19 protein-coding genes and 3 rRNA genes are annotated in these 25,041 nt (G+C 48.2%); 1 reads left to right on the top strand and 21 read right to left on the bottom strand.

Features of this window, described 5'->3' with window-relative positions; all coding sequences use genetic code 11:
- Nucleotides 1-131: 131 nt before the first annotated feature.
- From pdxT to RS891_RS00400, 7 genes are all read right to left on the bottom strand, one after another.
- Entirely contained in the window at nt 132-722 is a 591-nt protein-coding gene (gene pdxT, locus RS891_RS00430; RefSeq protein ID WP_315794150.1) for a pyridoxal 5'-phosphate synthase glutaminase subunit PdxT, read from the bottom strand.
- 429 nt (nt 723-1,151) lie between these two features.
- Nucleotides 1,152-2,540: a D-alanyl-D-alanine carboxypeptidase family protein gene (locus tag RS891_RS00425; protein ID WP_397386878.1), complete on the bottom strand. Its 1,389-nt coding sequence runs from the start codon at nt 2,538-2,540 to the stop codon at nt 1,152-1,154.
- 433 nt (nt 2,541-2,973) lie between these two features.
- Nucleotides 2,974-4,431 (bottom strand): IMP dehydrogenase, encoded by a 1,458-nt coding sequence (gene guaB / locus RS891_RS00420; protein WP_024628817.1) that lies wholly within the window; start codon nt 4,429-4,431, stop codon nt 2,974-2,976.
- 354 nt (nt 4,432-4,785) lie between these two features.
- Nucleotides 4,786-4,902: ribosomal RNA gene (gene rrf, locus RS891_RS00415) — 5S ribosomal RNA — on the bottom strand.
- 81 nt (nt 4,903-4,983) lie between these two features.
- Nucleotides 4,984-7,909 (bottom strand): 23S ribosomal RNA (locus tag RS891_RS00410).
- Nucleotides 7,910-8,152: 243 nt separating this feature from the next.
- A 16S ribosomal RNA gene (locus tag RS891_RS00405) occupies nt 8,153-9,704 on the bottom strand.
- Together the 16S, 23S and 5S rRNA genes form the textbook arrangement of a ribosomal RNA operon.
- Before the next feature lie 505 nt (nt 9,705-10,209).
- On the bottom strand, nt 10,210-10,758 hold the full coding sequence (locus RS891_RS00400) for a hypothetical protein (RefSeq protein ID WP_315794149.1): 549 nt from the start codon (nt 10,756-10,758) through the stop codon (nt 10,210-10,212).
- An 87-nt stretch (nt 10,759-10,845) separates the two neighbouring features.
- On the opposite strand from RS891_RS00400, the gene RS891_RS00395 reads away from it, so the two are divergent.
- On the top strand, nt 10,846-11,445 hold the full coding sequence (locus RS891_RS00395) for a TetR/AcrR family transcriptional regulator (protein ID WP_113055741.1): 600 nt from the start codon (nt 10,846-10,848) through the stop codon (nt 11,443-11,445).
- 150 nt (nt 11,446-11,595) lie between these two features.
- Here RS891_RS00395 and RS891_RS00390 read toward each other — a convergent pair whose 3' ends face one another.
- From RS891_RS00390 to hslO, 14 genes are all read right to left on the bottom strand, one after another.
- Complete coding sequence (locus RS891_RS00390) at nt 11,596-12,933, bottom strand: TrkH family potassium uptake protein (protein WP_113055740.1); 1,338 nt, start codon at nt 12,931-12,933, stop codon at nt 11,596-11,598.
- A gap of 187 nt (nt 12,934-13,120) precedes the next feature.
- A complete protein-coding gene (gene lysS, locus RS891_RS00385; RefSeq protein ID WP_315794148.1) occupies nt 13,121-14,632 on the bottom strand; it encodes a lysine--tRNA ligase in 1,512 nt (503 codons plus the stop codon).
- 121 nt (nt 14,633-14,753) lie between these two features.
- Nucleotides 14,754-15,230 (bottom strand): transcription elongation factor GreA, encoded by a 477-nt coding sequence (gene greA, locus RS891_RS00380; protein WP_076292137.1) that lies wholly within the window; start codon nt 15,228-15,230, stop codon nt 14,754-14,756.
- Nucleotides 15,231-15,474: 244 nt separating this feature from the next.
- Complete coding sequence (dusB, locus tag RS891_RS00375) at nt 15,475-16,494, bottom strand: tRNA dihydrouridine synthase DusB (RefSeq protein WP_076292136.1); 1,020 nt, start codon at nt 16,492-16,494, stop codon at nt 15,475-15,477.
- 130 nt (nt 16,495-16,624) lie between these two features.
- Nucleotides 16,625-16,828 carry a helix-turn-helix domain-containing protein gene (locus tag RS891_RS00370; RefSeq protein ID WP_113055738.1) on the bottom strand — a complete coding sequence of 68 codons (204 nt, stop codon included), beginning with the start codon at nt 16,826-16,828 and terminating at the stop codon, nt 16,625-16,627.
- Nucleotides 16,780-17,328: a 2-amino-4-hydroxy-6-hydroxymethyldihydropteridine diphosphokinase gene (gene folK / locus RS891_RS00365; RefSeq protein WP_113055737.1), complete on the bottom strand. Its 549-nt coding sequence runs from the start codon at nt 17,326-17,328 to the stop codon at nt 16,780-16,782. The genes RS891_RS00370 and folK overlap by 49 nt, the downstream gene beginning before the upstream one ends.
- Before the next feature lie 9 nt (nt 17,329-17,337).
- Entirely contained in the window at nt 17,338-17,700 is a 363-nt protein-coding gene (folB, locus tag RS891_RS00360) for a dihydroneopterin aldolase (RefSeq protein WP_053778905.1), read from the bottom strand.
- Between the two features lie 102 nt (nt 17,701-17,802).
- A complete protein-coding gene (folP, locus tag RS891_RS00355) occupies nt 17,803-18,666 on the bottom strand; it encodes a dihydropteroate synthase (protein ID WP_315794147.1) in 864 nt (287 codons plus the stop codon).
- Complete coding sequence (locus RS891_RS00350; RefSeq protein ID WP_315794146.1) at nt 18,663-19,547, bottom strand: aminotransferase class IV; 885 nt, start codon at nt 19,545-19,547, stop codon at nt 18,663-18,665. The genes folP and RS891_RS00350 overlap by 4 nt, the downstream gene beginning before the upstream one ends.
- 2 nt (nt 19,548-19,549) lie before the next feature.
- Nucleotides 19,550-20,125 carry an aminodeoxychorismate/anthranilate synthase component II gene (gene pabA, locus RS891_RS00345; protein ID WP_315794145.1) on the bottom strand — a complete coding sequence of 192 codons (576 nt, stop codon included), beginning with the start codon at nt 20,123-20,125 and terminating at the stop codon, nt 19,550-19,552.
- A 47-nt stretch (nt 20,126-20,172) separates the two neighbouring features.
- The gene (locus RS891_RS00340; protein WP_315796107.1) at nt 20,173-21,744 is read right to left on the bottom strand and encodes an anthranilate synthase component I family protein; all 1,572 of its coding nucleotides are present in this window, start codon (nt 21,742-21,744) and stop codon (nt 20,173-20,175) included.
- A gap of 142 nt (nt 21,745-21,886) precedes the next feature.
- On the bottom strand, nt 21,887-22,825 hold the full coding sequence (gene cysK, locus RS891_RS00335; protein WP_062329357.1) for a cysteine synthase A: 939 nt from the start codon (nt 22,823-22,825) through the stop codon (nt 21,887-21,889).
- A gap of 341 nt (nt 22,826-23,166) precedes the next feature.
- Nucleotides 23,167-24,117, bottom strand: a complete 951-nt coding sequence (locus RS891_RS00330; protein ID WP_315794144.1) for a peptidyl-prolyl cis-trans isomerase — start codon at nt 24,115-24,117, stop codon at nt 23,167-23,169.
- 24 nt (nt 24,118-24,141) lie between these two features.
- The gene (gene hslO, locus RS891_RS00325; RefSeq protein ID WP_397386877.1) at nt 24,142-25,032 is read right to left on the bottom strand and encodes an Hsp33 family molecular chaperone HslO; all 891 of its coding nucleotides are present in this window, start codon (nt 25,030-25,032) and stop codon (nt 24,142-24,144) included.
- Nucleotides 25,033-25,041: the final 9 nt, after the last annotated feature.

The following is a 25,041-nucleotide window of genomic DNA, read 5'->3' as shown; positions in this document are numbered from 1 at the left end:
TGCGATTCCCGCTTTGAAAGCAGATACGGGCAACATCAGGCATCTAACCAGACAGCACCTTGCCAGCAAGCCTTGTGAGCCTCTGGAGGACTGATCCGGTTCACCGGCAGTCATAGGTTGTATATCAATCACTATTGGTTCTGTACAGGCTGTTTATACGACCTAGCCATGTCCACAAAGTAAGTATGCAGTCGATAATCATCTGTCAGCTCAGGGTGGTAGGAGCAAGCCAGCAGATGTCCCTGGCGGGCAGTAACAATCTCATCCTTGTATGTGGAGAGAACTTCTACCTCTTCCCCTACACGCTCAATTAGAGGTGCCCGGATGAACACAGCCCTTACCGTCTCCTCAATGCCTTTTACTGGGAGATCCGTTTCAAAGCTTTCCCTCTGCCGTCCAAATGCATTTCTAGAGACGGTCATATCCATTAGCTCCAGATGAGCTTCCTCTTGTCCTGCAATATGTTTGGCCATAACAATCAAACCAGCACAGGTGCCGAATACCGGTTTCCCCTCTGCAGCGAATGCCCGAATGGCTTCCATGAAACCATATTTGCGCATCAGTTTGCCAATTGTGGTACTCTCACCACCAGGAAGAATCAACCCATCCAGCTCCTCAAGTTGCTGAACCTGTTTAATCGCCAATCCTTCTGCGCCAGCCCGTTCAATACTACGAATATGCTCGGTGACTGCCCCTTGAAGTGCTAAAACGCCGATCTTCATTTAAAATCCACCTTTCTCTTACCAGCCGCGATCCTGCATGGGCTCGGAAGGTGCAAGTTTGGAATTGGTACCGATCATGGAAGCACCTTCGCCAATCAGGCGCAACGATTCACCCAAGTCCTTGGCGCCACATCATGTCCGATCCGCGCTTTGGCACCTCTTTTAACGCGTGCTATTCCCGTTTCCATACCCCAATATACCGTAATGGATGTATCGTTCTTGTCCATAAACAGGATGTGGAATATGCAGTGTCAGTTAGAAGAACAATAGACTTTTTAACTGATTTATACGTAGAATTCTAACTTGATATTTTACCGGAAAAATTGTAAATATACAATCCATCCGGTCGGAAATACTTGTATTTTGTCAATAGTCTGACGACATTATATTGAAAATGTCATATTAACCCGTCTTCTTTCACCTTATCTATTAGAACAGGTTTTTGATGCCATCAAACAGATCAACGAAGAAATCTTTCACTGCACGGAAGAAGAGACGGAACCAACCACCTTTTTCCGCTTCTTCTGCGGTGATGAGATTCACTGTCTTCTCTTGTGGCTCAATTCCCTCTGCTTTGTACGTATAAGTAACCGTACCAACCTTGGTTCCGGCCTTAATTGGAGCAACCAGCTTATCAGCTTCAGTAACATTCGCCTTAAATGTCACGTCCAGGTTTTGAGTACCTTTAGGTACAACGAAACTTACTGCATTATCTGTCACAACAGGTACTGTTGTTTCCTTCCCTTTTTTCAAAGGTACAGCTTCCCAGCCTGTGACTTTAGTTTTGGCAGCAACCGCCTGTTTCACTTCAAAATTGTTGAATCCGAAGTCCAATACTTTCTTCGTTTCTCTGAAACGCGCTGGCTCCGAATCGGTACCCATAACCACACTGATCAGACGCATGCCATTACGCTCAGCCGTACCGGTAAAGTTATTCCCTGCGTTCGTGGTATGGCCCGTTTTCATCCCGTCCAGACCCTCATAGGCATAGCTTTTGAAGTTGGTTATATTTTTATTCGCTTCCAGCATCCAGTTATAGTTAATAATTGGATCTTTGTCATTGGGGCGGAATTTATAGGATTGAATTGTCGTGAAATCTTTGTAGTCCGGGTGATCCATGATGATATATCTGCACAAAATGGCTGCATCCCGTGCCGACATGACGATTTCCTTATCCTCGGTAGGGCGGAAATCCGCAGGCATATCTGCACGATCCAGTCCTGTGGAGTTGATGAAGTAGCTATCTTTCATTCCCATACGCTTCGCTTCATCATTCATCATTTTCACAAAAGCTTGCTCGGAGCCTGCAACATATTCAGCCAGAGCAACCGTAGCATCGTTGGCTGAACCTACAGCCATAGCAATGTACAGCTCCTTAACTGTATGTTGGTCACCTTTTGCAAGGAAAATGCGGGAACCTGTACTCTTGGCTGCATTTTCACCTACAGTTACAATATCATCCCAACTAAACTTTCCTTGCTTAACCTGTTCAGCCACAATGTACTCTGTCATCATTTTAGTCATACTAGCAGGCGGCATAGCTTTATCCGCATTAACATTGAGTAGAATTTGACCCGTTGAAGCCTCCATCAGTACGGCTGATTTAACATCGAGTCCCAGGGAGTCTGCCGAAGGAATGTCCACGGCTTTTTCAGTCTTCGTTGTTGTTGCCGCCGCGGTCAAGATCTGCCCTGAATCGTTTGCAGCAGCCATAACAGGCATTACCGCAGACATGCAGAGCATATTAATCAGCATAACCGAGGCTACGCTTTTTTTGAGCATTTGACGTTTTTTCTTATTCATTTGTTTGGCTTTCAATGATGAATACTCCCTTCGGTCCGAAGCTTTCTATTGTGTGCTTCAGTACAGCTTGAGCTGCAATATTTTCTTAGTCCCTAACAGGTGAAGATGATGTGTGAGATGTGTGTTGTATATGCGCTGTATCGAAAGAGCAATGTCATTGCTCCTAAAGTTCGAATCGATTGTCACTTAGTTAGCATTAAATGAAATGCTTATGTAAAAGGACGTCCGCGCTTCTTTTTTCGCTGGGCAACCTTCAACCTTTTTCTACCACTCAAAAATCATTGTCAGAAGCAGTTTCATAGACTCACGTCAAAAAACCGCCGCAACGCCCTAATCCATTAAAGGATCATCACCGCTTGTTCTATTCTATCACAGGGGTATCCGCAAAAAAAGACAGGCCCGGCGAAAATCGCCAAGCCTGTCCTGGAAATGATTAACACAATTCAGATTACAACGAGTAGTTAGGAGCTTCTTTCGTAATCTGTACATCATGCGGATGGCTTTCACGAAGCCCCGCGCCTGTAATACGAATAAACTGAGTGTTGTTACGAAGCTGTTCCAAACTGCTTGTACCACAGTATCCCATACCTGAGCGTAGACCACCAATCAACTGATGAATCGTATCAGACAATGGACCTTTGTAAGCAACACGTCCCTCAATTCCTTCCGGAACCAGTTTCTTGTCATCATCCTGGAAGTAACGATCTTTACTTCCTTGTTTCATTGCAGCCATTGAACCCATACCGCGGTAAACTTTGTAGCTACGTCCTTGGAAGATTTCCGTTTCTCCCGGGCTTTCTGCCGTACCTGCAAACAAGCTTCCCAGCATAACTGCATGAGCACCTGCAGCAAGAGCCTTGGTAATTTCACCAGAGTACTTGATACCGCCGTCAGCAATGATTGGTACGCCATATTCACGCGCTACATTTGCACAATCGTATACTGCTGTAACTTGAGGAACACCAATACCTGCAATTACGCGAGTTGTACAAATGGATCCTGGACCAATTCCCACTTTGACAACCGACGCCCCAGCTTCAATCAACTCACGTGTTGCATCGCCTGTAGCAACGTTACCCGCAACAATTGTCAGGTTCGGGAAACGTTCGCGCAGCTGACGAACTGCATCAATGATGTTAATGTGATGTCCATGTGCCGAGTCTACCGTAATCAGGTCCACACCGGCTTGAACCAATGCATCTGCACGTTCAAAGGTGTCTTTGGAAATCCCGATCGCTGCTCCAACCAGCAAACGTCCTTGTGCATCTTTAGCTGCGTTAGGGAATTGAATTGCTTTTTCGATATCTTTAATAGTAATGAGACCTTTCAGTGTGTTGGACTCATCTACTAATGGAAGTTTCTCAATTTTATGCTTCTGGAGAATGCCTTCTGCTTCTTGCAGTGTAGTACCTACAGGCGCAGTAACCAGATTCTCACGAGTCATGACTTCGCTAATTTTAATGGAGAAGTCGTGGATGAAACGCAAGTCACGGTTTGTCAGGATACCAACAAGTTTTTGATCTCCTTCAACAATTGGCACACCGGAAATGCGATATTTTGCCATAACCGACTCTGCATCAGAAACCAAATGTTCGGCTGTCAATGAGAACGGGTTGGTAATAACACCACTCTCCGAGCGCTTAACCCGATCCACTTCCTCTGCTTGCTGCTCAACAGACATATTTTTATGGATGATACCAATACCGCCTTCACGGGCAATGGCAATAGCCAATGTCGCTTCAGTAACAGTATCCATGCCAGCACTAATCAAAGGAATATTCAGTTTTACGCTGTCACTCAAACGAACAGATACGTCCACTTCTTTAGGCAGTGTCTCGGATTTCCGTGGCACCAGCAGTACATCGTCGAAGGTGAAACCTTCCTTACCAAATTTATCTTCCCACACGCGGGCGTTCCTCCTTATGTTTGCTCAGCTTTACGGTCCAAAACCCGAAGATCTCAGGCTGTATTTTATGCCGAAAATACGTTTTCTGAAAAATTTATTATTGCCATCTTAGCAAAGCGTTATTTAGACTGTCAAGGGAAACTCCCTGGTTATATTAGGTGTATTGCCTGATGCATACAACTGTATTTGTCATACGGACAGGTTCATTCTATATATAAAAAATACCACTCGATATGAGTGGCGTTACTCTATGTTAAGTAATTTAGTTCACTGTCTCTCAACTAACAGTTGTTTCTAATTTTTGCTTATAAACAAATAAAAACCACCACCGAATAACATCGGCAGTGGTTCTTTGCTTGGCGGCGTCCTACTCTCCCAGGACCCTGCGGTCCAAGTACCATCGGCGCTAGAGGGCTTAACGGTCGTGTTCGGGATGGGTACGTGTGGAACCCCTCCGCCATCGCCACCAAACGCATAGCTTAGCTTACATTTCAGAGATTATTCTCTGAAAACTAGATCCGAAACGAAATTTGCGATTCATAACCTGCATATTTGGATAAGCCCTCGACCGATTAGTACTGGTCAGCTCCATGCATTGCTGCACTTCCACCCCCAGCCTATCTACCTCGTCGTCTTCAAGGGGTCTTACATACTGGGAAATCTCATCTTGAGGGGGGCTTCACGCTTAGATGCTTTCAGCGCTTATCCCGTCCGTACATAGCTACCCAGCGGTGCTCCTGGCGGAACAACTGGTACACCAGCGGTACGTCCATCCCGGTCCTCTCGTACTAAGGACAGCTCCTCTCAAATTTCCTACGCCCACGACAGATAGGGACCGAACTGTCTCACGACGTTCTGAACCCAGCTCGCGTACCGCTTTAATGGGCGAACAGCCCAACCCTTGGGACCTACTTCAGCCCCAGGATGCGATGAGCCGACATCGAGGTGCCAAACCTCCCCGTCGATGTGGACTCTTGGGGGAGATAAGCCTGTTATCCCCAGGGTAGCTTTTATCCGTTGAGCGATGGCCCTTCCATGCGGTACCACCGGATCACTAAGCCCGACTTTCGTCCCTGCTCGACTTGTAGGTCTCGCAGTCAAGCTCCCTTATGCCTTTGCACTCTTCGAATGATTTCCAACCATTCTGAGGGAACCTTTGGGCGCCTCCGTTACTCTTTAGGAGGCGACCGCCCCAGTCAAACTGCCCACCTGACACTGTCCCCGCACCGGATTACGGTACCAGGTTAGAACCTAGATACGATCAGGGTGGTATCCCAACGGTGCCTCCACGCAAGCTGGCGCTCACGTTTCAAAGGCTCCCACCTATCCTGTACAGATCGTACCCAAATTCAATATCAAGCTGCAGTAAAGCTCCATGGGGTCTTTCCGTCTTGTCGCGGGTAACCTGCATCTTCACAGGTATTAAAATTTCACCGGATCTCTCGTTGAGACAGCGCCCAAGTCGTTACGCCATTCGTGCGGGTCAGAATTTACCTGACAAGGAATTTCGCTACCTTAGGACCGTTATAGTTACGGCCGCCGTTTACTGGGGCTTCGGTTCACAGCTTCGGATTGCTCCTAACCGCTCCCCTTAACCTTCCAGCACCGGGCAGGCGTCAGCCCGTATACTTCGCCTTACGGCTTCGCACAGACCTGTGTTTTTGCTAAACAGTCGCTTGGGCCTTTTCACTGCGGCCCCCTCGTGCTATTCACACTACCGGGGCACCCCTTCTCCCGAAGTTACGGGGTCATTTTGCCGAGTTCCTTAACGAGAGTTCTTCCGCGCGCCTTAGAATTCTCTTCTCGCCTACCTGTGTCGGTTTGCGGTACGGGCACCATCACCTGGCTAGAGGCTTTTCTTGGCAGTGTGAGATCATGACCTTCGCTACTATAATTTTCGCTCCCCATTACAGCCCAGCCTTACGATGTGCGGATTTGCCTACACATCAGCCTCACTGCTTAGACGGACATCCATCAGTCCGCGTCACTACCCTGCTGCGTCCCCCCATTGCTCATAACGGCTTACGGTGGTACAGGAATTTCGACCTGTTGTCCTTCGACTACGCCTTTCGGCCTCGCCTTAGGTCCCGACTTACCCTGAGCGGACGAGCCTTCCTCAGGAACCCTTAGGCTTTCGGCGGATCAGATTCTCACTGATCTTTTCGTTACTCATACCGGCATTCTCACTTGTATAATGTCCAGCGCTCCTTACGGTACACCTTCAACCCTTATACAACGCTCCCCTACCCCTGATGCAAAGCATCAAGCCATAGCTTCGGTGGTGTGTTTAGCCCCGTTACATTTTCGGCGCAGAGTCACTCGACCAGTGAGCTATTACGCACTCTTTCAATGGTGGCTGCTTCTAAGCCAACATCCTGGTTGTCTGTGCAACTCCACATCCTTTCCCACTTAACACACACTTGGGGACCTTAGCTGATGGTCTGGGCTGTTTCCCTTTTGACAATGGATCTTAGCACTCACTGTCTGACTCCCGGAAGTAAGTCTATGGCATTCGGAGTTTGACTGAGCTTGGTAACCCTTGCGGGCCCCGCACCCAATCAGTGCTCTACCTCCACGACTCTGTTTTCCGAGGCTAGCCCTAAAGCTATTTCGGGGAGAACCAGCTATCTCCGAGTTCGATTGGAATTTCTCCGCTACCCCCACCTCATCCCCGCACTTTTCAACGTGCGTGGGTTCGGGCCTCCAGTGCGTGTTACCGCACCTTCACCCTGGACAGGGGTAGATCACCCGGTTTCGGGTCTACGTCCACGTACTATGTCGCCCTATTCAGACTCGCTTTCGCTGCGGCTCCGGCTCTTCACCTTAACCTTGCACGGGAACGTAACTCGCCGGTTCATTCTACAAAAGGCACGCCATCACCCCTAAAACGGGCTCTGACTTTTTGTAAGCACACGGTTTCAGGTTCTATTTCACTCCCCTTCCGGGGTGCTTTTCACCTTTCCCTCACGGTACTGCTTCACTATCGGTCGCTAGGAAGTATTTAGCCTTGGCAGATGGTCCTGCCGGATTCATACGGGGTTTCACGTGCCCCGCACTACTCGGGATACATCTCGGAGAGAACCAACTTTCAACTACAGGGCTTTTACCTTCTTTGGCGGGCCTTTCCAGACCTCTTCGTTTAACCGGTTCCTTTGTAACTCCATGTGAGATGTCCCACAACCCCAAAGAGCAAGCTCTCTGGTTTGGGCTTCTCCGCGTTCGCTCGCCGCTACTGACGGAATCACTATTGTTTTCTCTTCCTCAGGGTACTTAGATGTTTCAGTTCCCCTGGTATGCCTCTACATAACCTATGTATTCAGTTATGAGTAACTGGAAATTACCCCAGCTGGGTTTCCCCATTCGGACACCCCCGGATCAAAGCTTGCTTACAGCTCCCCGAGGCAGTTTCGTTGTTCGCCACGTCCTTCATCGGCTCCTAGCGCCTAGGCATCCTCCGTGTGCTCTTAGTAGCTTAACCAATTGCTCTCATGAGCAAATGCAATCTACCGTTTTTATTGAAACTTGTTTACACAAGTTCAGCTTAAAAAGGAATGTTCTAAATCGCAATTTTCGTTTCGATATCTAGTTTTCAAAGAACAAGCTCCATGCAAAAGCAAGCTGTTTGAGAGTTTGAGCTCTCAAAACTGAGCAACGAGTGAGTAAGTTTTGCAGCTAAGCTGCGTATTTGAATGTTTCCGCTACGGGAAACGATTCTCCATAGAAAGGAGGTGATCCAGCCGCACCTTCCGATACGGCTACCTTGTTACGACTTCACCCCAATCATCTATCCCACCTTCGGCGGCTGGCTCCTTGCGGTTACCCCACCGACTTCGGGTGTTATAAACTCTCGTGGTGTGACGGGCGGTGTGTACAAGACCCGGGAACGTATTCACCGCGGCATGCTGATCCGCGATTACTAGCAATTCCGACTTCATGCAGGCGAGTTGCAGCCTGCAATCCGAACTGAGACCGGCTTTTTAGGATTCGTTCCACCTCGCGGCTTCACAGCCCGTTGTACCGGCCATTGTAGTACGTGTGTAGCCCAGGTCATAAGGGGCATGATGATTTGACGTCATCCCCACCTTCCTCCGGTTTGTCACCGGCAGTCACCTTAGAGTGCCCACCCGAAGTGCTGGCAACTAAGATCAAGGGTTGCGCTCGTTGCGGGACTTAACCCAACATCTCACGACACGAGCTGACGACAACCATGCACCACCTGTCTCCTCTGTCCCGAAGGAAAGATACATCTCTGTACCGATCAGAGGGATGTCAAGACCTGGTAAGGTTCTTCGCGTTGCTTCGAATTAAACCACATACTCCACTGCTTGTGCGGGTCCCCGTCAATTCCTTTGAGTTTCAGTCTTGCGACCGTACTCCCCAGGCGGAGTGCTTAATGTGTTAACTTCGGCACCAAGGGTATCGAAACCCCTAACACCTAGCACTCATCGTTTACGGCGTGGACTACCAGGGTATCTAATCCTGTTTGCTCCCCACGCTTTCGCGCCTCAGCGTCAGTTACAGCCCAGAGAGTCGCCTTCGCCACTGGTGTTCCTCCACATATCTACGCATTTCACCGCTACACGTGGAATTCCACTCTCCTCTTCTGCACTCAAGTCACCCAGTTTCCAGTGCGATCCGGGGTTGAGCCCCGGGATTAAACACCAGACTTAAATGACCGCCTGCGCGCGCTTTACGCCCAATAATTCCGGACAACGCTTGCCCCCTACGTATTACCGCGGCTGCTGGCACGTAGTTAGCCGGGGCTTTCTTCTCAGGTACCGTCACCTTGAGAGCAGTTACTCTCCCAAGCGTTCTTCCCTGGCAACAGAGCTTTACGATCCGAAAACCTTCATCACTCACGCGGCATTGCTCCGTCAGGCTTTCGCCCATTGCGGAAGATTCCCTACTGCTGCCTCCCGTAGGAGTCTGGGCCGTGTCTCAGTCCCAGTGTGGCCGATCACCCTCTCAGGTCGGCTACGCATCGTCGCCTTGGTGAGCCGTTACCCCACCAACTAGCTAATGCGCCGCAGGCCCATCCCCAAGTGACAGATTGCTCCGTCTTTCCAGTTCTCTTCAGGAGAAGAAAACAACTATTCGGTATTAGCTACCGTTTCCGGTAGTTGTCCCAAGCTTGAGGGCAGGTTGCCTACGTGTTACTCACCCGTCCGCCGCTAACCATCAGAGAAGCAAGCTTCTCTTCAAGTCCGCTCGACTTGCATGTATTAGGCATGCCGCCAGCGTTCGTCCTGAGCCAGGATCAAACTCTCCAATAAAGTATTGAAAAGAGCGATAAGCTCATTTTGAAACTGACGAGATTAAAAATCTCATTTATGCTTCCAAATCATACAGCCCGAAGACTTGTACCGATTTCTCAGCGTCGATCTTGCAAGCAAGATCGTTACTCACTCGTTGTTCAGTTTTCAAAGATCAAACTTGTTCCATTGCCGTGTGTTGTTCACCTCAGCAACTTTTATATCTTATCACATCCGAACCAACTTTGCAAGCTCTTTTTTTAAGTTTCTTTCGAAGCTTATTTCGTTCGCTTGCCGCACCGTGTTTCTCGTGTTTTCTTGGCCGGAATTAGAATATACCATGTACAGTTTTGGAATGCAAGCTTTATTTTCAATAAATTATATTTTGTCGTTTGCTTAGCTATTCACCTAAAGCCAGGCTTATTTATGGTCCCATCAATCGTCATTAAACACTCTCTTTCCAGAACATGCAGATCACCTTTTCCCCACGACAATCCACATGTTCCTTCCCCTATCCAGTGATATGTTACTTCATTTTCTCCACAGGCATCTTCCGCGGCCATAAGCTATAACTAAAGCTGATTATAAAATCGATCCCCAGTATGATTCCCCATACTCTTATTAGATTAGAAAATGCCGCAGTACGCTCCGAATCCCCAATCCACCAGATCATCGCGAGCAAGAACAGACTACCTATGCCCCAAGCCAATAGATGTCTAAGCCATCCCACTCTCTCACGACTAGCATGCTCACTACCGTACACCTTTCTGCTCCGAGGATTATCTCCACCCTTGAACCAATACAGGAAGTAGCGATCAGCCCAAGCGATCATCTGATGACCGTAGGCAATACTCACACCTATATATATAGCTGCTATGCCATGAACCATACTTGCTGTAGCACCCCTTTGAAGATCCATCACCGTCGCTACCATAAGAAGAACATCCACAATGGGTGTTGCCATTAACAGCGCGATCCCTATCCGTTTCATCCCCAACAGATAACGCACACTCAGACCTGCAGCGACAAATACCCAGAAGGCAATCTCACATCCAATAATAAAATAGGCAATCAATTAATCCACTCCTTATTATAATACAAACGTATTAAATACAATTTAACACGTTTGTATTATAATAATCAACAATGATATAATCCTTTTATGCCTAAAATAGTTGATCACGAGAAACAACGTCTGCTCGTAGCCGAAGCGGCTTGGCGTGTCATCCGAAGAGATGGCATGGAACAGGCTTCCGTTCGAAATATCGCGGTAGAAGCTGGAATATCTGCCGGGTCTATGCGCCATTATTTTTCAACCCAATCGGAACTACTCCTATATGCAATGAATCTGGTATCCGAACGGGTATCGAATCGAATCAGACAGATGTCCTTTGATGCTTCCCCTTTGGAGAATATGAAACTTCTGTTGTTAGAACTTTTGCCAAGCACGGATGAAAAAATGGCCGAAATGGAGGTGTGGTACGCTTTTACAGCCAAGTCCAAGACTGATCCTGTTCTCAAAGAGCATGCAGACAAAGTCTATGATGAGCTCAGACATGCAATGGCTACGGTTATCACCTACCTCATGGAGCTCAATCTCTCCCGAACAGACCTCGATAAGGAGATGGAAATTGAACGGCTATACGCACTGGTCGACGGTTTGGGAATTCATGCGATTCTTCGTCCTGACCAGATGAACACCAAGATTATGGAGGATATCCTTACCATGCATCTTGCAACGTTATGCCGGGATGCAGAATAACATTCGGTCACAAAATTAAAAGACAACCCTATCCTTCGTACCAGAGGAAACAAGTGAGTGCTTCTATGAAACAAAAAAACCGTCAGGCATTAGTTGTGACTAACCTATTCCATAACAGGGTTAGTCCTAGATGCGTGACGGTTTTTCATTTTATCCAATAATAATCCGGCCCTCCGGATGGCGATACAACTTCTTCTCTTTGCGCGGACGAAGCGCATATGCAATGGTGAGTGGTCCAATACGTCCGATAAACATCGTGAAGGCGATAATCACTTTTCCCCATACCGTTAATTCATGCGTTACTCCCACCGACAGACCCACGGTCCCAATCGCCGAGGCCGCTTCAAACATCAGTGAAAGGAACGGTGCATCCTCTGTCGTAAGTAGCAGCATTACTACAACCATGAATATGATCAAGGAAACCATAATAATCGTCAATGCTCTCATCAGCAACTCTTTCGGAACACGCTGACGGAAAAATACAATATCTTTATTGCCACGAATCATGGCATATACCGCTCCAATCATGATCAGGAACGTTGTCGTCTTGATCCCACCCCCGGTTGACCCCGGAGATGCCCCAATAAACATCAACAGTATGAAGAAGAACTGGGTAGCCTGCCTCATCTGGGTGATATCAATGGTGCTCGTACCCGACGAACGTGTAGAGACCGATTGGAAGAACGAAGCGTAAATCTTTTCGCTCCAACTGAGAGACGCCAGTGTGTGCCCATTGGTGAACTCAAATACAAACAGTACAATTGCACCGATACCAATCAGTGCACCTGATACGGACAACACCAGTTTGGATTGCAACGATAAGCGACGACGCTTGCGGAACTCAAACAAATCATTCAGCACCACAAAGCCGAGTCCACCCGATACAACCAGCACCGAAGCTGTCAGGTTAAACAACCAGTCCCCTGTATAATACTGAAAACTGTTGCCGAACAGATCGAAACCACCATTATTAAATAATGAAACCGAGTGAAACGCACCATAGTATACCGCCTGCCAAAAAGGCATTTCCGTTGCCCACCGTAGTGCCAATATAACAGCAGCCACCCCTTCAATGGTAAACGAAAAAATTAGCACCTTGCGAATAATGCGTACAATGCCTTCCATACTGTCAGCGTTGATAGCCTCTTTCAGCAGCAGCCTGTCCTTAAGCGAGATTCTCTTACCCAATACTAGTGCAAACAACGTTGCGATGGTCATGAAGCCAAGTCCACCTAGCTGCATAAGCACCATAATCACGATTTGACCAAACAGGTTGAAGGTCGTCCCTACATCTACAACAACCAGCCCGGTCACACATGCAGCAGAGGTAGACGTAAACAGCGCGTCAATGAACGCCAAATGCTCACCGCTTTGATTCGAGATAGGTAGCATGAGCAGAATCGTCCCGATCGTGATAATAAGCATAAAACCACCAACCAGAATCAGTGGGGGTGATAGGAATTTAGCAATGTGAAGCCTAAACTTCATGAAGGGCACCTCTTTTAACATAATACATACAGGTAGGCGAAGAAGATCTGTCATATTCATGGCAACCACGTTGTTTCGACGAATCTGTCACTTCGATGCCTATGTAAACCTAAAGAGGAACTTGCCACCAGCATCATACTGAACGGCAGGTTCCTCTTCTATTATGAACGAGTTAAACGTTCCTTATTTAATCCTGTGTACGAGGACGCATGTGTGGGAAGAGCAGTACGTCACGAATGGACGGCGAGTTGGTCAACAACATGATCAGACGGTCAATACCGATCCCCAGTCCACCTGTTGGTGGCATACCATACTCGAGCGCACGGATGAAATCATCATCCATTTCGTGTGCTTCATCGTTCCCGTGTTCTTTCTCCAGCAATTGTGCCTCAAAGCGCTGACGTTGGTCAATTGGATCATTCAGCTCCGTAAATGCATTGGCATGCTCACGTCCAACGATAAACAGCTCGAAGCGGTCCGTGAAACGTGGATCTATATCGCTCTTTTTCGCCAGCGGAGAAATCTCTACTGGATGTCCCATGATAAAGGTTGGTTGAATCAACGTCTCTTCTACGAATTGTTCGAAGAATGCATTCAGAATATGACCAAATGTCATATGCTTTTCAACCGGAACCTTATGTTCTTTCGCCAAACGATGAGCTTCCTCGTCCGTCATATGCACGGAGAAGTCCACACCCACGACTTCCTTAACCGCGTCTACCATCGTTATACGGCGCCATTGTGGTGTAAGATCCACTTGATAGTCTGCATATTGGATAACTTGTGTACCAAGCACTTCCTGTGCGATGTGAGCAACCAGATTCTCAGTCAAACGCATGATATCCTGATAATCGGCATATGCCTCATAGAGTTCAATCATCGTGAATTCAGGGTTATGACGTGTCGACATGCCTTCGTTACGGTATACACGGCCGATCTCATATACCTTCTCCAGACCGCCTACAATCAGACGTTTCAGGTGAAGCTCGATCGCAATCCGCATATACAATTCCATATCAAGCGCATTATGATGCGTGATGAATGGACGCGCAGCGGCACCACCAGCGATGGTGTGTAGCGTAGGCGTTTCGACTTCCAGATAGCCCAGAGAATCCAGGTAACGGCGCATCGATTGAATGATTTTGGAACGAGTAATGAATGTCTGTTGCACTTCGCGATTCATGATCAGATCAACATAGCGCTGACGGTAACGGAGCTCGACATCCGCGAGTCCATGATATTTATCCGGAAGTGGGTAAAGGGACTTGGACAATACTTCAAGATTTTGAACCTTAACCGAAGTTTCACCGGTCTTCGTCTTGAAGATTACGCCAGAGACACCTACAATATCCCCCAGATCGAGCAGGCTGAACGCGGCGTATTTGTCTTCCGGCACAGTATCCTGACGAACATAGATCTGGATTCTGCCGCTCAGGTCCTGAATATGTGCAAAGCTCGCTTTACCCATTCCCCGCTTCGCCATAATCCGTCCGGCAATACTGACTTCGATGTGCTTCTCTTCCAGCTCTTCCTTCGTCAGTCCTTCATACTTCTTCAGAATGGAGCCGGCTTCTTCCGTGCGTACGTATTTTTGGCCAAAAGGGTCGATCCCCAATTTGCGGAGCTCGTCCAATTTGTCGCGGCGAATTTGTAAAAGCTCACTTAGTTCGGTTTCCTGATTCAAGACTTCATCCGTCATGATCTATATTCATCTCCTTATTTACATTGCAGGCATCTTCAGAGGTATTCTGCCTCAAATGTTGAAAAAAGCTTCCCTAAGGAAGCTTTTGTCTCCGTACCCGACTGCTTCATTGCTTATATTACTTTTTGATGTCTACAATTTTATATTGAATTACGCCAGCAGGCACACTTACATCAACAACCGTACCTTTTTTCTTGCCCAGAATGGCTTTGCCAACAGGGCTTTCATTCGATATTTTGTTTTGCAGCGGATTGGACTCCGCAGTACCTACAATTGTATATTCCGTGATATCACCGAATTCCAGATCTTCTACAGTAACTGTTGCACCCACGCTTACAGCTTCGGTATCAATCTCGTCGCTGTTAATAATCCGAGCGTTCCGGAGCAATTTCTCCAACGTAATCACGCGGCCTTCAATGAAAGCCTGTTCGTTCTTCGCGTCTTCGTATTCGGAGTTTTCACTAATATCTCCATACCCGATGGCTACCTTAATCCGCTCAGCCACTTCGCGGCGCTTCACCGATTTCAGCATTTCCAGTTCTTCTTCAAGCTTCTTAAGTCCCTCTGGTGTAAGGATAACTTCCTTATCGCTCATCTCAACCGATTCTCCTGTCATGGGAATAATTTGATTGCACGGCAACGGAACCAGTGCTGTTTACAGAGCTCCGCCCGCATACATCTTCAAAACTATATGAAGTTCTCCGGAGAAACAGAACATTCCTCCTGATGCACTAGCCTTATGACGCACATGGCGAATTTATACTGTGAAATTATAGGGTAACGGTCTCGAAAAGTCAATGTTACGCCCCCTATAGCTGTAAACGTTTTACAGCAGCAGATCAGGATGCATTTTCGGCTACTGCCGGTTCTGACTCCAGATTGCCTTCGATATGCAGCTGACCTACAAAGTTCTCCAGAATGTGCACCATCTCATCACGTTTGGTTTCTTCCATAATAACGTCCTTGATGCGGGCAGATCCTTTGAGACCTTTCAGATACCAAGCCAGGTGTTTACGCATCTCACGAACAGCAACAGCCTCACCCTTCAGTGCAATCAGACGGTCCATATGCAAAATGGCAACCCGAATCTTCTCTTCCCCATTCGGGTCAGGAAGCAGTTCGCCGGAACTCAAGTACTGAATGGTACGATACAACATCCATGGGTTACCCAGGGCGGCACGACCGATCATCACTCCGTCACATCCCGTTTCATCCAACATGCGACGGGCATCTTCCGGTGAAGATACATCTCCGTTCCCGATCACCGGGATGGAGACAGCCTCTTTTACATTTTTGATGTGTGACCAGTCCGCAGTACCTGTGTAGAGCTGCTCACGTGTACGGCCGTGCACACTTACCGCTTGTCCACCAGCGCGTTCAACCGCAAGTGCATTCTCAACCACATAGATATGCTCGTTATCCCAGCCGATCCGCATCTTGACTGTCACGGGCTTATCGACCGCGTCTACTACAGCGGATACCATCTCATAAATTTTGTTCGGATCAAGCAGCCAGCGTGCACCTGCATCACAGCTTGTCACTTTGGGCACAGGGCATCCCATGTTGATGTCGATGATGTCAGCATTGGTTTCTTTGTCCACAATTTTGGCTGCTTCTACGAGGGCTTGACGATCTCCCCCCCATATTTGCAGGCTCAGCGGTTTCTCACGTTCATCTACAAACAACATCTCACGTGTACGCTTGTTGCCATGCACGATGGCTTTGCCACTCACCATCTCCGCACATACGAGGCCTGTTCCAAATTCTTTTGCAATCAGACGAAAAGCCGGATTACATACGCCAGCCATCGGCGCAAGTACGACCTGGTTTTTCATTTCGATGTCACCAATTTTAAGCATGGTAGTCGGCCCACTCCTTTTTAACTCCGAGACTCTTGTATGAATCCTGGTTGTGTTTAATTCTTTAATATTTCTTTCTTTATAAAATTAACGAATAATGACGATTTTTTTTTGTTAGTATCAGGCGGTCTTAGTTCCCCTGTAACTCTTCAATGCTGATCGACAGTACCCCGGCGATTAGATTCAGCTCCCGTTCAGCTACTTTACGATTGCCTCGTTCAATCATACCCAGAACGGCCAGCGATATGCCCGTCTCAGCAGCGAGTTCCTGTTGTGTTAAACCTTTCAGCTTCCGGAAAGCCCGGATTCGATTGGCCAATTGCACGTTTTCCAAAGCTGTATTCCATCCTTTCCATCCAGTACAGACAACGATGATTGTACAAAGGCATACAAACCTGAATGCTCATCTTCGGTTACGATGTCAGTCAGTGGCACCAATACAAACGCCCGTTCACCCATCCGTGGATGCGGCAGTTGCAGCCGTTCGGTATCACTTGTCTCTCCATCCATCCAAAGCAGATCCAAATCGACTGTACGAGGACCCCAACGGATATCACGAACCCGTCCAAGCCGTGTTTCAATATCCAGCAGTTCCGTGAGCAGCTGCTCCGGCAGAAGTGTAGTCTGTACTGCAGTTGCCATATTCAGAAACGCTGGCTGGTCCACATAACCAACCGGCTCCGTCTCATACAGCGCAGAACAGCGCAGGACGGATATATGAGGATGTGCATCCAGCAACGTTAACGCCTCTAGCAGCGTCTGTTCCCGGTCACCCAAATTAGCCCCTAAAGCAATATAAGCCTCTGAAGATTCAGAGGTCGAATGTGCAATCATGATCGGTTCTCACTTTCTTGTGCGGCGAAGCTCTACAGTTACGCCCCCAAAATGAATATCAAAAGGCGGATGCGGCTTCGTCACTTTGACTGTCAATGCATTGATAATAGTATAAGTGTCCAGTAAAGAAGATGCAATATGTTCGCCCAAAGCTTCAATTAACTGGAATGATTTATTTTCAACGATCTGTTTGACCAACTCATGGATTTCCGCATAATTGATGGTTTTGGTCAAATCATCGTTACGCCCAGCCTCGCCCAGATCCATATCGATCTCCAGATCAATATAATAACGCGCCCCCAGCTTCCGTTCCTCGGCAAATACGCCGTGATATCCGTAATACTCCATTCGATGCATTACCATTCTATCCATAAGATCCGCCTGCCCTCTATATATAATGAATTCATGGTTCGATGTTTGTACCTATTACAAAACGCTACGCTTCTACTGTACGGGTCACAGGCCCCGTCAGGATCATTTCCTCCGCAAGCCTGGAGATACATACAGCATGGCATCACACATGTCCACCGTGCGCCGAATCGGCTTCACATCATGAACCCGGACCATCTGGCATCCTTGGGCTATGCCAAAAGCAACCGTAGCGGCTGTACCCTCCAGCGCATCATCCGCCCGCACCTGTAAGGTGTTCTGAATAAACCTTTTACGCGAGGTGGCAAGCAGAACGGGATACCCCATCTCATTGAGCAACCCGAGCGATGACATGAGCACAAGGTTTTCGTTCAGATTCTTCACAAAGCCAATACCCGGGTCCAGAATAATCTGATCGGGATGAACTCCGGCCTCAAGCGCAATCTGTATACTCTCCTGAAGATCACTGACTACATCAACCAAATAGTTGGTATAGTCTCGTTCTTGCCGATTATGCATCAGGATCAGGGGACATCCCAGTTCTGCCGCAGTACGTGCCATCTCCGGATCAGCCTTCGCACCCCACACATCATTGATGATGTGCGCTCCAGCCTCAATGGCCTGGCGAGCGACATCCGCTTTATAAGTGTCCACCGATATCGGAATATGTGGAGCCTGCTGCCGTAGTGCTTCAATGACCGGAATGATCCGGCTGAGCTCTTCATCAGCGCCAACGATATCTGAACCGGGACGTGTAGATTCCCCGCCAATATCAATGAGATCTGCGCCGTCTTGCATCATCTGAATGGCGTGAGCCACCGCTCGCTCCACACTGGTATAACGTCCCCCATCCGAGAAGGAGTCCGGTGTGACATTCAGAATGCCCATAATAAGTGTACGTGTGCCCAATTTTAGCTCTGCTGGTCCCCACGCATAATTCCGTTCATAAATGACTGGCGTAAGTGTCATGAAGTATACCCCGCTTTCTGCCGGTACATACCCAGAAGCGCATCTGTAACCGGGCCTATATGTCCGCTGTTGATTACTGTTTCCGTTCCAACCTGATCTCGCAATGTGGTAACCGGGACGAGTTCAGCAACAGAGCCTGTCAAAAAGATTTCATCTGCCTGCAGCAGTCCCTCCCAAGGAAATAAACCTTCCTGGCAAGGCAGTCCTTGCTGAGCTGCAAGCTCCAATACAACAGCCCTGGTGATTCCCGGCAAAATGCCAGTCTCAAGTGCTGGCGTGTAGAGTACGCCCTTTCTCACCCAGAACACATTGCTGACAATCCCCTCAGCTACATGCCCATCTCGGGTTAATTGCAACCCTTCCGCACCTTGCACATATTGCCCATATCCGTTCAGTTCCCGTTTCGCCAGGATGCTGTTCATGTAATGCAGCGATTTGAACCGCACTTCTCCTTCAGGCGTGTTACGGGGCGTCAACAGACGTTGAAGCATTTTTCCATTTTCGTATAGCGATGGAGAGGGTTCAGGTAGTGCTTTTGCCAATACGATATGATTGGGTTTCACATAATCTCCTGAAGGTAGACCGAGGGGAGCCTCGCCCGCAGATACCGTATAGCGTACATAGGCATCCTGAAGTTCATTAGCGAGCAGCAGGTTTTTGAGCCAGTCCGTTACCTCCGCTGCTGTTGCTGTGAAAGGAATGCCCAGTTCACGACACCCTGAAGCCATCCGCTGCAAATGACGTTCCAGCAGAAAAGGAACTCCCTGATAGGTCCGAAACGTCTCGAACAATCCGAGTCCGTACAAAAAGCCGTGATCCGTCACCGGAACCACGGCTGCCGCCATATTGACCAATTCTCCGTTTATCGCGGCATATTTCATCTCTATACCTTTACCTGCTGAGACAGGAAGTTACGCAGCATTTGATGACCGTGATCCGTAATGATGGATTCGGGATGGAACTGAACACCTTCAATCGCATATTCCTTGTGACGCAAGCCCATAATTTCGCCTTCTGCTGTCTCGGCCGTAATCTCCAGACAATCTGGCAGACTGCTGCGCTCCACGATCAAAGAGTGATACCGCGTTGCCGTAAAGGGAGATGGCAATCCGGTAAATACGGACGTTCCATTATGATGCATCTCCGATGTTTTGCCATGCATCATCCGGTCCGCGCGAATAACGTTCCCTCCGAAAGCCTGTCCGATCGCCTGATGTCCCAGACATACGCCGAAGATCGGAATATTGCCCTTGAAGTGATCAATGACCGCCAGACTAACACCGGCCTCATTTGGAGTACAAGGCCCCGGTGAGATCAAAATATGATCAGGTGCCAATGCCTCGATGCCTACCAAATCAATTTCATCGTTACGGCGAACTTCCACCGTCTCCCCCAGTTCACCCAGATATTGAACCAGGTTGTATGTGAAGGAATCATAATTGTCGATAACCAGTATCATGTTTTTGTTCCTCCTGTTCTTCCGTCCACACAAGGACGGCTGCTTAATTAGTTTAGTTTAACGGCTTCAGCTTCCTCGCTGTAATTCACAGCTCTCATCATGGCTCTTGCCTTGTTACGGCACTCCTTGTATTCCCGATATGGGTCGGAGTCGATAACGATGCCTGCTCCTGCCTGTACATACCCCACTCCATCTTTAATGGAAAGTGTACGGATGACGATGTTCAATTCCATATTGCCACTGTAGTCCATCCACCCAATCGAACCTGTATACGGTCCACGACGCACAGGCTCCAGTTCTTCAATGATTTCCATGGTACGAACTTTGGGTGCACCTGTAATCGTTCCACCTGGAAACGTCGCTGCAATCACATCAAATGCCGATAGTCCGTCTGCCAGCGTTCCCTCGACTTGAGACACCAGATGCATGACATGCGAATACTTCTCGATCGTCATCAGTTCAGGCACATGCACTGATCCATAAGCTGCAATCCGCCCGATATCATTCCGTTCCAGATCGACCAGCATAATATGCTCTGCCCGTTCCTTCTCACTGTTCATCAGCTCAGCAGCCATCATCTCATCTTCGGCTTCATCTCGTCCTCTTCTCCGTGTTCCTGCGATCGGACGAGCGTTAACCTTGCCATGATCCACTTTGACGAGCAACTCAGGTGATCCGCTCACCAATTGGAAATCAGGACTACGCAGCATCCCCATGTAAGGAGAGGGATTCACGAGACGAAGCCATTCATAGATATGTTCTGCACTGGACTTCAGACGTTTTTCCTGCCGCAGGGACAGGTTCACTTGAAACACATCCCCTTGACGGATATATTCTTGCACTGTGCGTACTGCCTGCTCAAAGTCCTCTTGAGGAAAGGAGGTGTGCCATCCTTCCGTTTCCTGATCCGAATCGGTTGATTGCGCAGTGAGATGAATGTGGCTATGACGATGCTCCAATGCCTGTTGCTGCTCCTCCGCCTGGGCAAACCCTAGAATATGCAGCCATCGTTGCTGCATGGCTGCTGCTCGCTCTTCTGCTTCTGCATACAGCCTACGGAGCTGAGCTTCATCCTGATCTGGCTGTACAGCCAGATGAACCATACAGAACAGCGCCTGCTGGTCATGGTCATACGCCCATATTTCTTCAAACCGCATCCACCAATAATCCGGGAGAGCCGGGTTGTCTTCAGCCAAGGTTGGCAGCTTTTCCAAAGATCTCGCTACGTCATAGCTTAGATAACCTGCACATCCACCGCCAAAGTCTGGAGCCCCGCTCACCTTTGGTGCGCTGTACGGCGCAGCCCATCTTTTTAATACTTCCAGCGGTTTACCACAGTCTGTCCGGGTACCGCCTTGAATGAGATCTTGAATAACAGCTTCATTGCCCTTGCCGGAAATAACGGATACCGGATTTAATCCCAGAAAGGTATATCTTCCGCCTTTACCATTCTCCAATACTATTGCATAGGGTGACGCCTGCTGCCAGGCTGCCTCCCACGTTAACGGTAAACCGCCATGATACGGTCCTTTATCCGACTTGATCATATACGGCATCATGGTCCAACCTTTTCCGGCCCACTCTGTCCAGTCGGCGTATGTTGTCATCAGGTGTGTCATTGCGGTTTGCCGCCCTCCATCTGTCGCTTGTTCTATTGTCTGATAGTATACTAAAGCGCCGCTGCTTTTAAAAGCATTCAGCAAAAAATCCTCCACACCCGGCATGCGGGCAAGGAGGATTTGTTTCATCACTTGTTAAAACTTAAGCTTCGAAGTTGTAAAGTGGCGTACTGAGGTAACGTTCGCCGTTACTTGGCACGATAACGACAACACGTTTGCCTGCACCCAACTGTTTGGCCACTTGCAGACCTGCGCGGATAGCTGCACCGGAAGAAATACCGGACAGAATACCTTCTTCCTTCGCTACTTGACGAGCCGTCTCAAACGCATCGTCATTTTCGATGTGAATGATCTCGTCATAGATTTCCTGATCCAGAATCTCAGGAATAAAGTTAGCACCGATCCCCTGAATTTTGTGAGGGCCCGGTTTGCCACCTGCCAAGATTGGGGAAGCTGCTGGTTCAACGGCAACAATTTTAATCCCAGGGAAGGATTCCTTCAACACTTCACCTGTACCTGTAATCGTTCCGCCTGTACCGATTCCTGCAACGAAAGCATCCAACGTACCGCCTACAGATTGAATAGCTTCAACAATCTCAGGACCAGTCGTTTCACGGTGGATCTTCACGTTGGCTTTATTTTTAAATTGCTCAGCCATGAAATAAGATGGATTTTCCTTAAGCAATTCCTCAGCTTTTTTAACTGCACCATTCATACCTTCGGCTCCCGGTGTAAGCACAAGCTCAGCTCCGTAGGCGCGAAGCAGGTTACGACGTTCCATGCTCATCGTTTCCGGCATAACAATAACAGACTTGTAGCCTTTGGCTGCAGCCACCATAGCCAGTCCAATTCCTGTGTTACCACTTGTTGCTTCGATGATGGTATCACCCGGTTTCAGCTTGCCTTCTTTTTCCGCTTCTTCCACGATGCTAATCGCGATACGGTCTTTGACGCTTGAACCTGGATTCTGGTATTCCAGTTTCACGAACACTTCAGCACTGCCTTCAGGTACAATACGGTTCAGACGAACAAGCGGAGTACCTCCGATGAGTTCTGTTACGTTATTAACTACTTTAGCCATATGAATGCCCTCCTTAGTGGGTTGAATACTACTTAAGTCCTGTTGCCATATACATGTGTGGCCGAGCAGCCTCTAGATGTTATAAAAGAGAACCACGGAAATCCTTCTGAGTCTATTCCATCTGCAATAAACCGGACAGAACCTGGGTTTTCCGAAGATTTCTTTGTTCATATAAATGGTTTTATTCCGAGTAAATGAGTAGGTTTTTGATTATTTTTATCTTATCAACGTTACACCCTATTGTCAATATGAGGACTCAAAAAAATACTCCGCCCTGGGCCCTAAGGCCGTAGACAGAGTATTTTTATCAAGATGCAGCAGAACATTCGTTTGCAGGATAATCAGGATGCCGGAATTTCAGCGATGATGACAGCTTCATACTTGTTGCGTAACCTCTCCTCCACCTGAGGCAAGGGATCAGCCAGGCTTAGAGCAAGCTGCATCCGAATTTCTTCGCGAACCTCTTCTGCTGGTTGTACCTGACGCTCTTGTTTGTCATTCATTTTAACGATGGCGTAACCTTCTTCGACTTTTACCGGCCCTGCAATATCGCCAACGTCCAGTTGAGCTGCAAGTTTGAGAATTGCTTCGGACTGAAACGGATCGTTCTGCTCGATCCATCCCAGACGACCACCCGCATCACGGGAGTAACTGTCTGTCGATTCATTCCGTGCGGTTTCTTCAAAGTCTGCTCCCTTGTCGAGCGCATCCAGGACTGATTCAGCCTGTTCCTCTTCCTTCAATACAATGATAGACAGATCATATTTCTCTGGGGAAACATAGTCTTCACGGTGTTCGTTCCAGTAATGCTCAATATCTGCATCCTTAATCTGAATACCGCCCGTCGCGATTTTCTCAAGCAGAAGTCGGTATCCCGCCTCCAACTCAAGGTCCTGCCTGGATAAACCCAGTTGAGACTGCATTTCGTCAAAATAAGCCTTCTCCGAATCATATCCATCCATGGCTGCGGCAAGTTCCTTCGCAATTTCTTTGGGAGTCACCGTCAGATTACGATCGAGCGCTTCCGCATATACGGCTTTGCGATTGAGCATCTGGAGCAGCAATTCACTGCCATAGCGCCGTTTCAATGCTTCGGTCCATTCCTTGTTGGTTATGACCTCCCCATTGATCGTTGCTACCGCACTTCCCTCTTCCTGATTGGTATCCTGAGGTGGATCTGCTCCTTCTCGTCCATTTCTTAAGCCTTGCACAACCAAAACCGAACCCATCACCAGCATTCCAAGCGTCAAGACAATTACAGCCGTCCATAACCCTTTTTCCTGTCTTGTCATTCCGCGTCCCGTCCCCGCATAAAATCAGTTCTTGGCTTGCTCTAGGATGGTCTCAAGTTGTCCCTTGTTAAAATCGTAAGCCTCATTGCAAAATTGGCAAACCACTTCAGCCTGGCCTTCTTCCTCAATCAATTGTTCCAATTCGGATTGACCCAGACTGATCAATGTTTTCTCTACCCGCTCACGTGAACACTCACAGTGGAAATGGATATCCATTTCGTCCATGACCTGTACATCAGGCAGTACGCGACGAAGCAGTGCTTCCAGTTCAAGCCCCTCTGCCAGCAGTGACGTCACTGGCGGCATTGTGCCAATGGCATTTTCAATCACAGTAATTTCATCATCCGTCAAACCCGGAAGCAACTGTACAATGAATCCACCGGCTACAATAACCGAATTGTCGGTGTCCACGAGTACACCAACGCCTACAGCAGAAGGTGTCTGCTCCGATTTGGCAAAATAGTACGTAAAGTCTTCGCCAAGTTCTCCCGAAATAATCGGCACACTGCCGCGATAAGGCTCTTTCAGCCCCAGATCCTTGGTTACGTTCACGAATCCCTCTGTTCCGACTGCGCCAGCAACGTCCAGTTTGCCCATACTATTGCTCGGCAGATGTACATGCGGATTGCTTACATAACCACGAACTTCACCCTTCGCATTAGCATCGGCAACAATCTGTCCAATGGGACCATCGCCTTTGACTTGAATAGTCAGCTTCTCTTCTCCCTTAAGCATAGCACCCATAATGGATGCTGCTGTAACCGTACGCCCCATAGCTGCTGTAGCCGTGGGAAACGTATCATGTCTTCTGCGCAGTTCCTCAACCAGTTCCGTCGTTTGAACAGCAAAGGCCCTAACCCGTCCGTTCATTGCTGTACCGCGAATTAACCGGTCTTGTTTGTTGTTGTTTTCCAAGTCATTCAG

Origin of the sequence: Paenibacillus sp. BIC5C1, assembly GCF_032399705.1 — a bacterium.
Lineage (GTDB): Bacteria > Bacillota > Bacilli > Paenibacillales > Paenibacillaceae > Paenibacillus > Paenibacillus taichungensis_A.
The sequence above is the reverse complement of the archived record's forward strand: the minus strand, read 5'-3'. Positions and strand labels throughout refer to the sequence as shown.

Bases quoted from the DNA above. Each gene is read 5' to 3' on its own strand.
- RS891_RS00395 (WP_113055741.1), top strand. From the start codon at position 10,846: ATGCCTAAAATAGTTGATCACGAGAAACAACGTCTGCTCGTAGCCGAA.
- greA (WP_076292137.1), bottom strand. From the start codon at position 15,230: ATGAGCGATAAGGAAGTTATCCTTACACCAGAGGGACTTAAGAAGCTT.
- dusB (WP_076292136.1), bottom strand. From the start codon at position 16,494: ATGCTTAAAATTGGTGACATCGAAATGAAAAACCAGGTCGTACTTGCG.
- RS891_RS00340 (WP_315796107.1), bottom strand. From the start codon at position 21,744: ATGACACACCTGATGACAACATACGCCGACTGGACAGAGTGGGCCGGA.
- pabA (WP_315794145.1), bottom strand. From the start codon at position 20,125: ATGATACTGGTTATCGACAATTATGATTCCTTCACATACAACCTGGTT.
- folK (WP_113055737.1), bottom strand. From the start codon at position 17,328: ATGATTGCACATTCGACCTCTGAATCTTCAGAGGCTTATATTGCTTTA.
- folB (WP_053778905.1), bottom strand. From the start codon at position 17,700: ATGGATAGAATGGTAATGCATCGAATGGAGTATTACGGATATCACGGC.
- RS891_RS00390 (WP_113055740.1), bottom strand. From the start codon at position 12,933: ATGAAGTTTAGGCTTCACATTGCTAAATTCCTATCACCCCCACTGATT.
- pdxT (WP_315794150.1), bottom strand. From the start codon at position 722: ATGAAGATCGGCGTTTTAGCACTTCAAGGGGCAGTCACCGAGCATATT.
- cysK (WP_062329357.1), bottom strand. From the start codon at position 22,825: ATGGCTAAAGTAGTTAATAACGTAACAGAACTCATCGGAGGTACTCCG.
- folP (WP_315794147.1), bottom strand. From the start codon at position 18,666: ATGACACTTACGCCAGTCATTTATGAACGGAATTATGCGTGGGGACCA.
- RS891_RS00330 (WP_315794144.1), bottom strand. From the start codon at position 24,117: ATGACAAGACAGGAAAAAGGGTTATGGACGGCTGTAATTGTCTTGACG.
- RS891_RS00350 (WP_315794146.1), bottom strand. From the start codon at position 19,547: ATGAAATATGCCGCGATAAACGGAGAATTGGTCAATATGGCGGCAGCC.
- lysS (WP_315794148.1), bottom strand. From the start codon at position 14,632: ATGACGGATGAAGTCTTGAATCAGGAAACCGAACTAAGTGAGCTTTTA.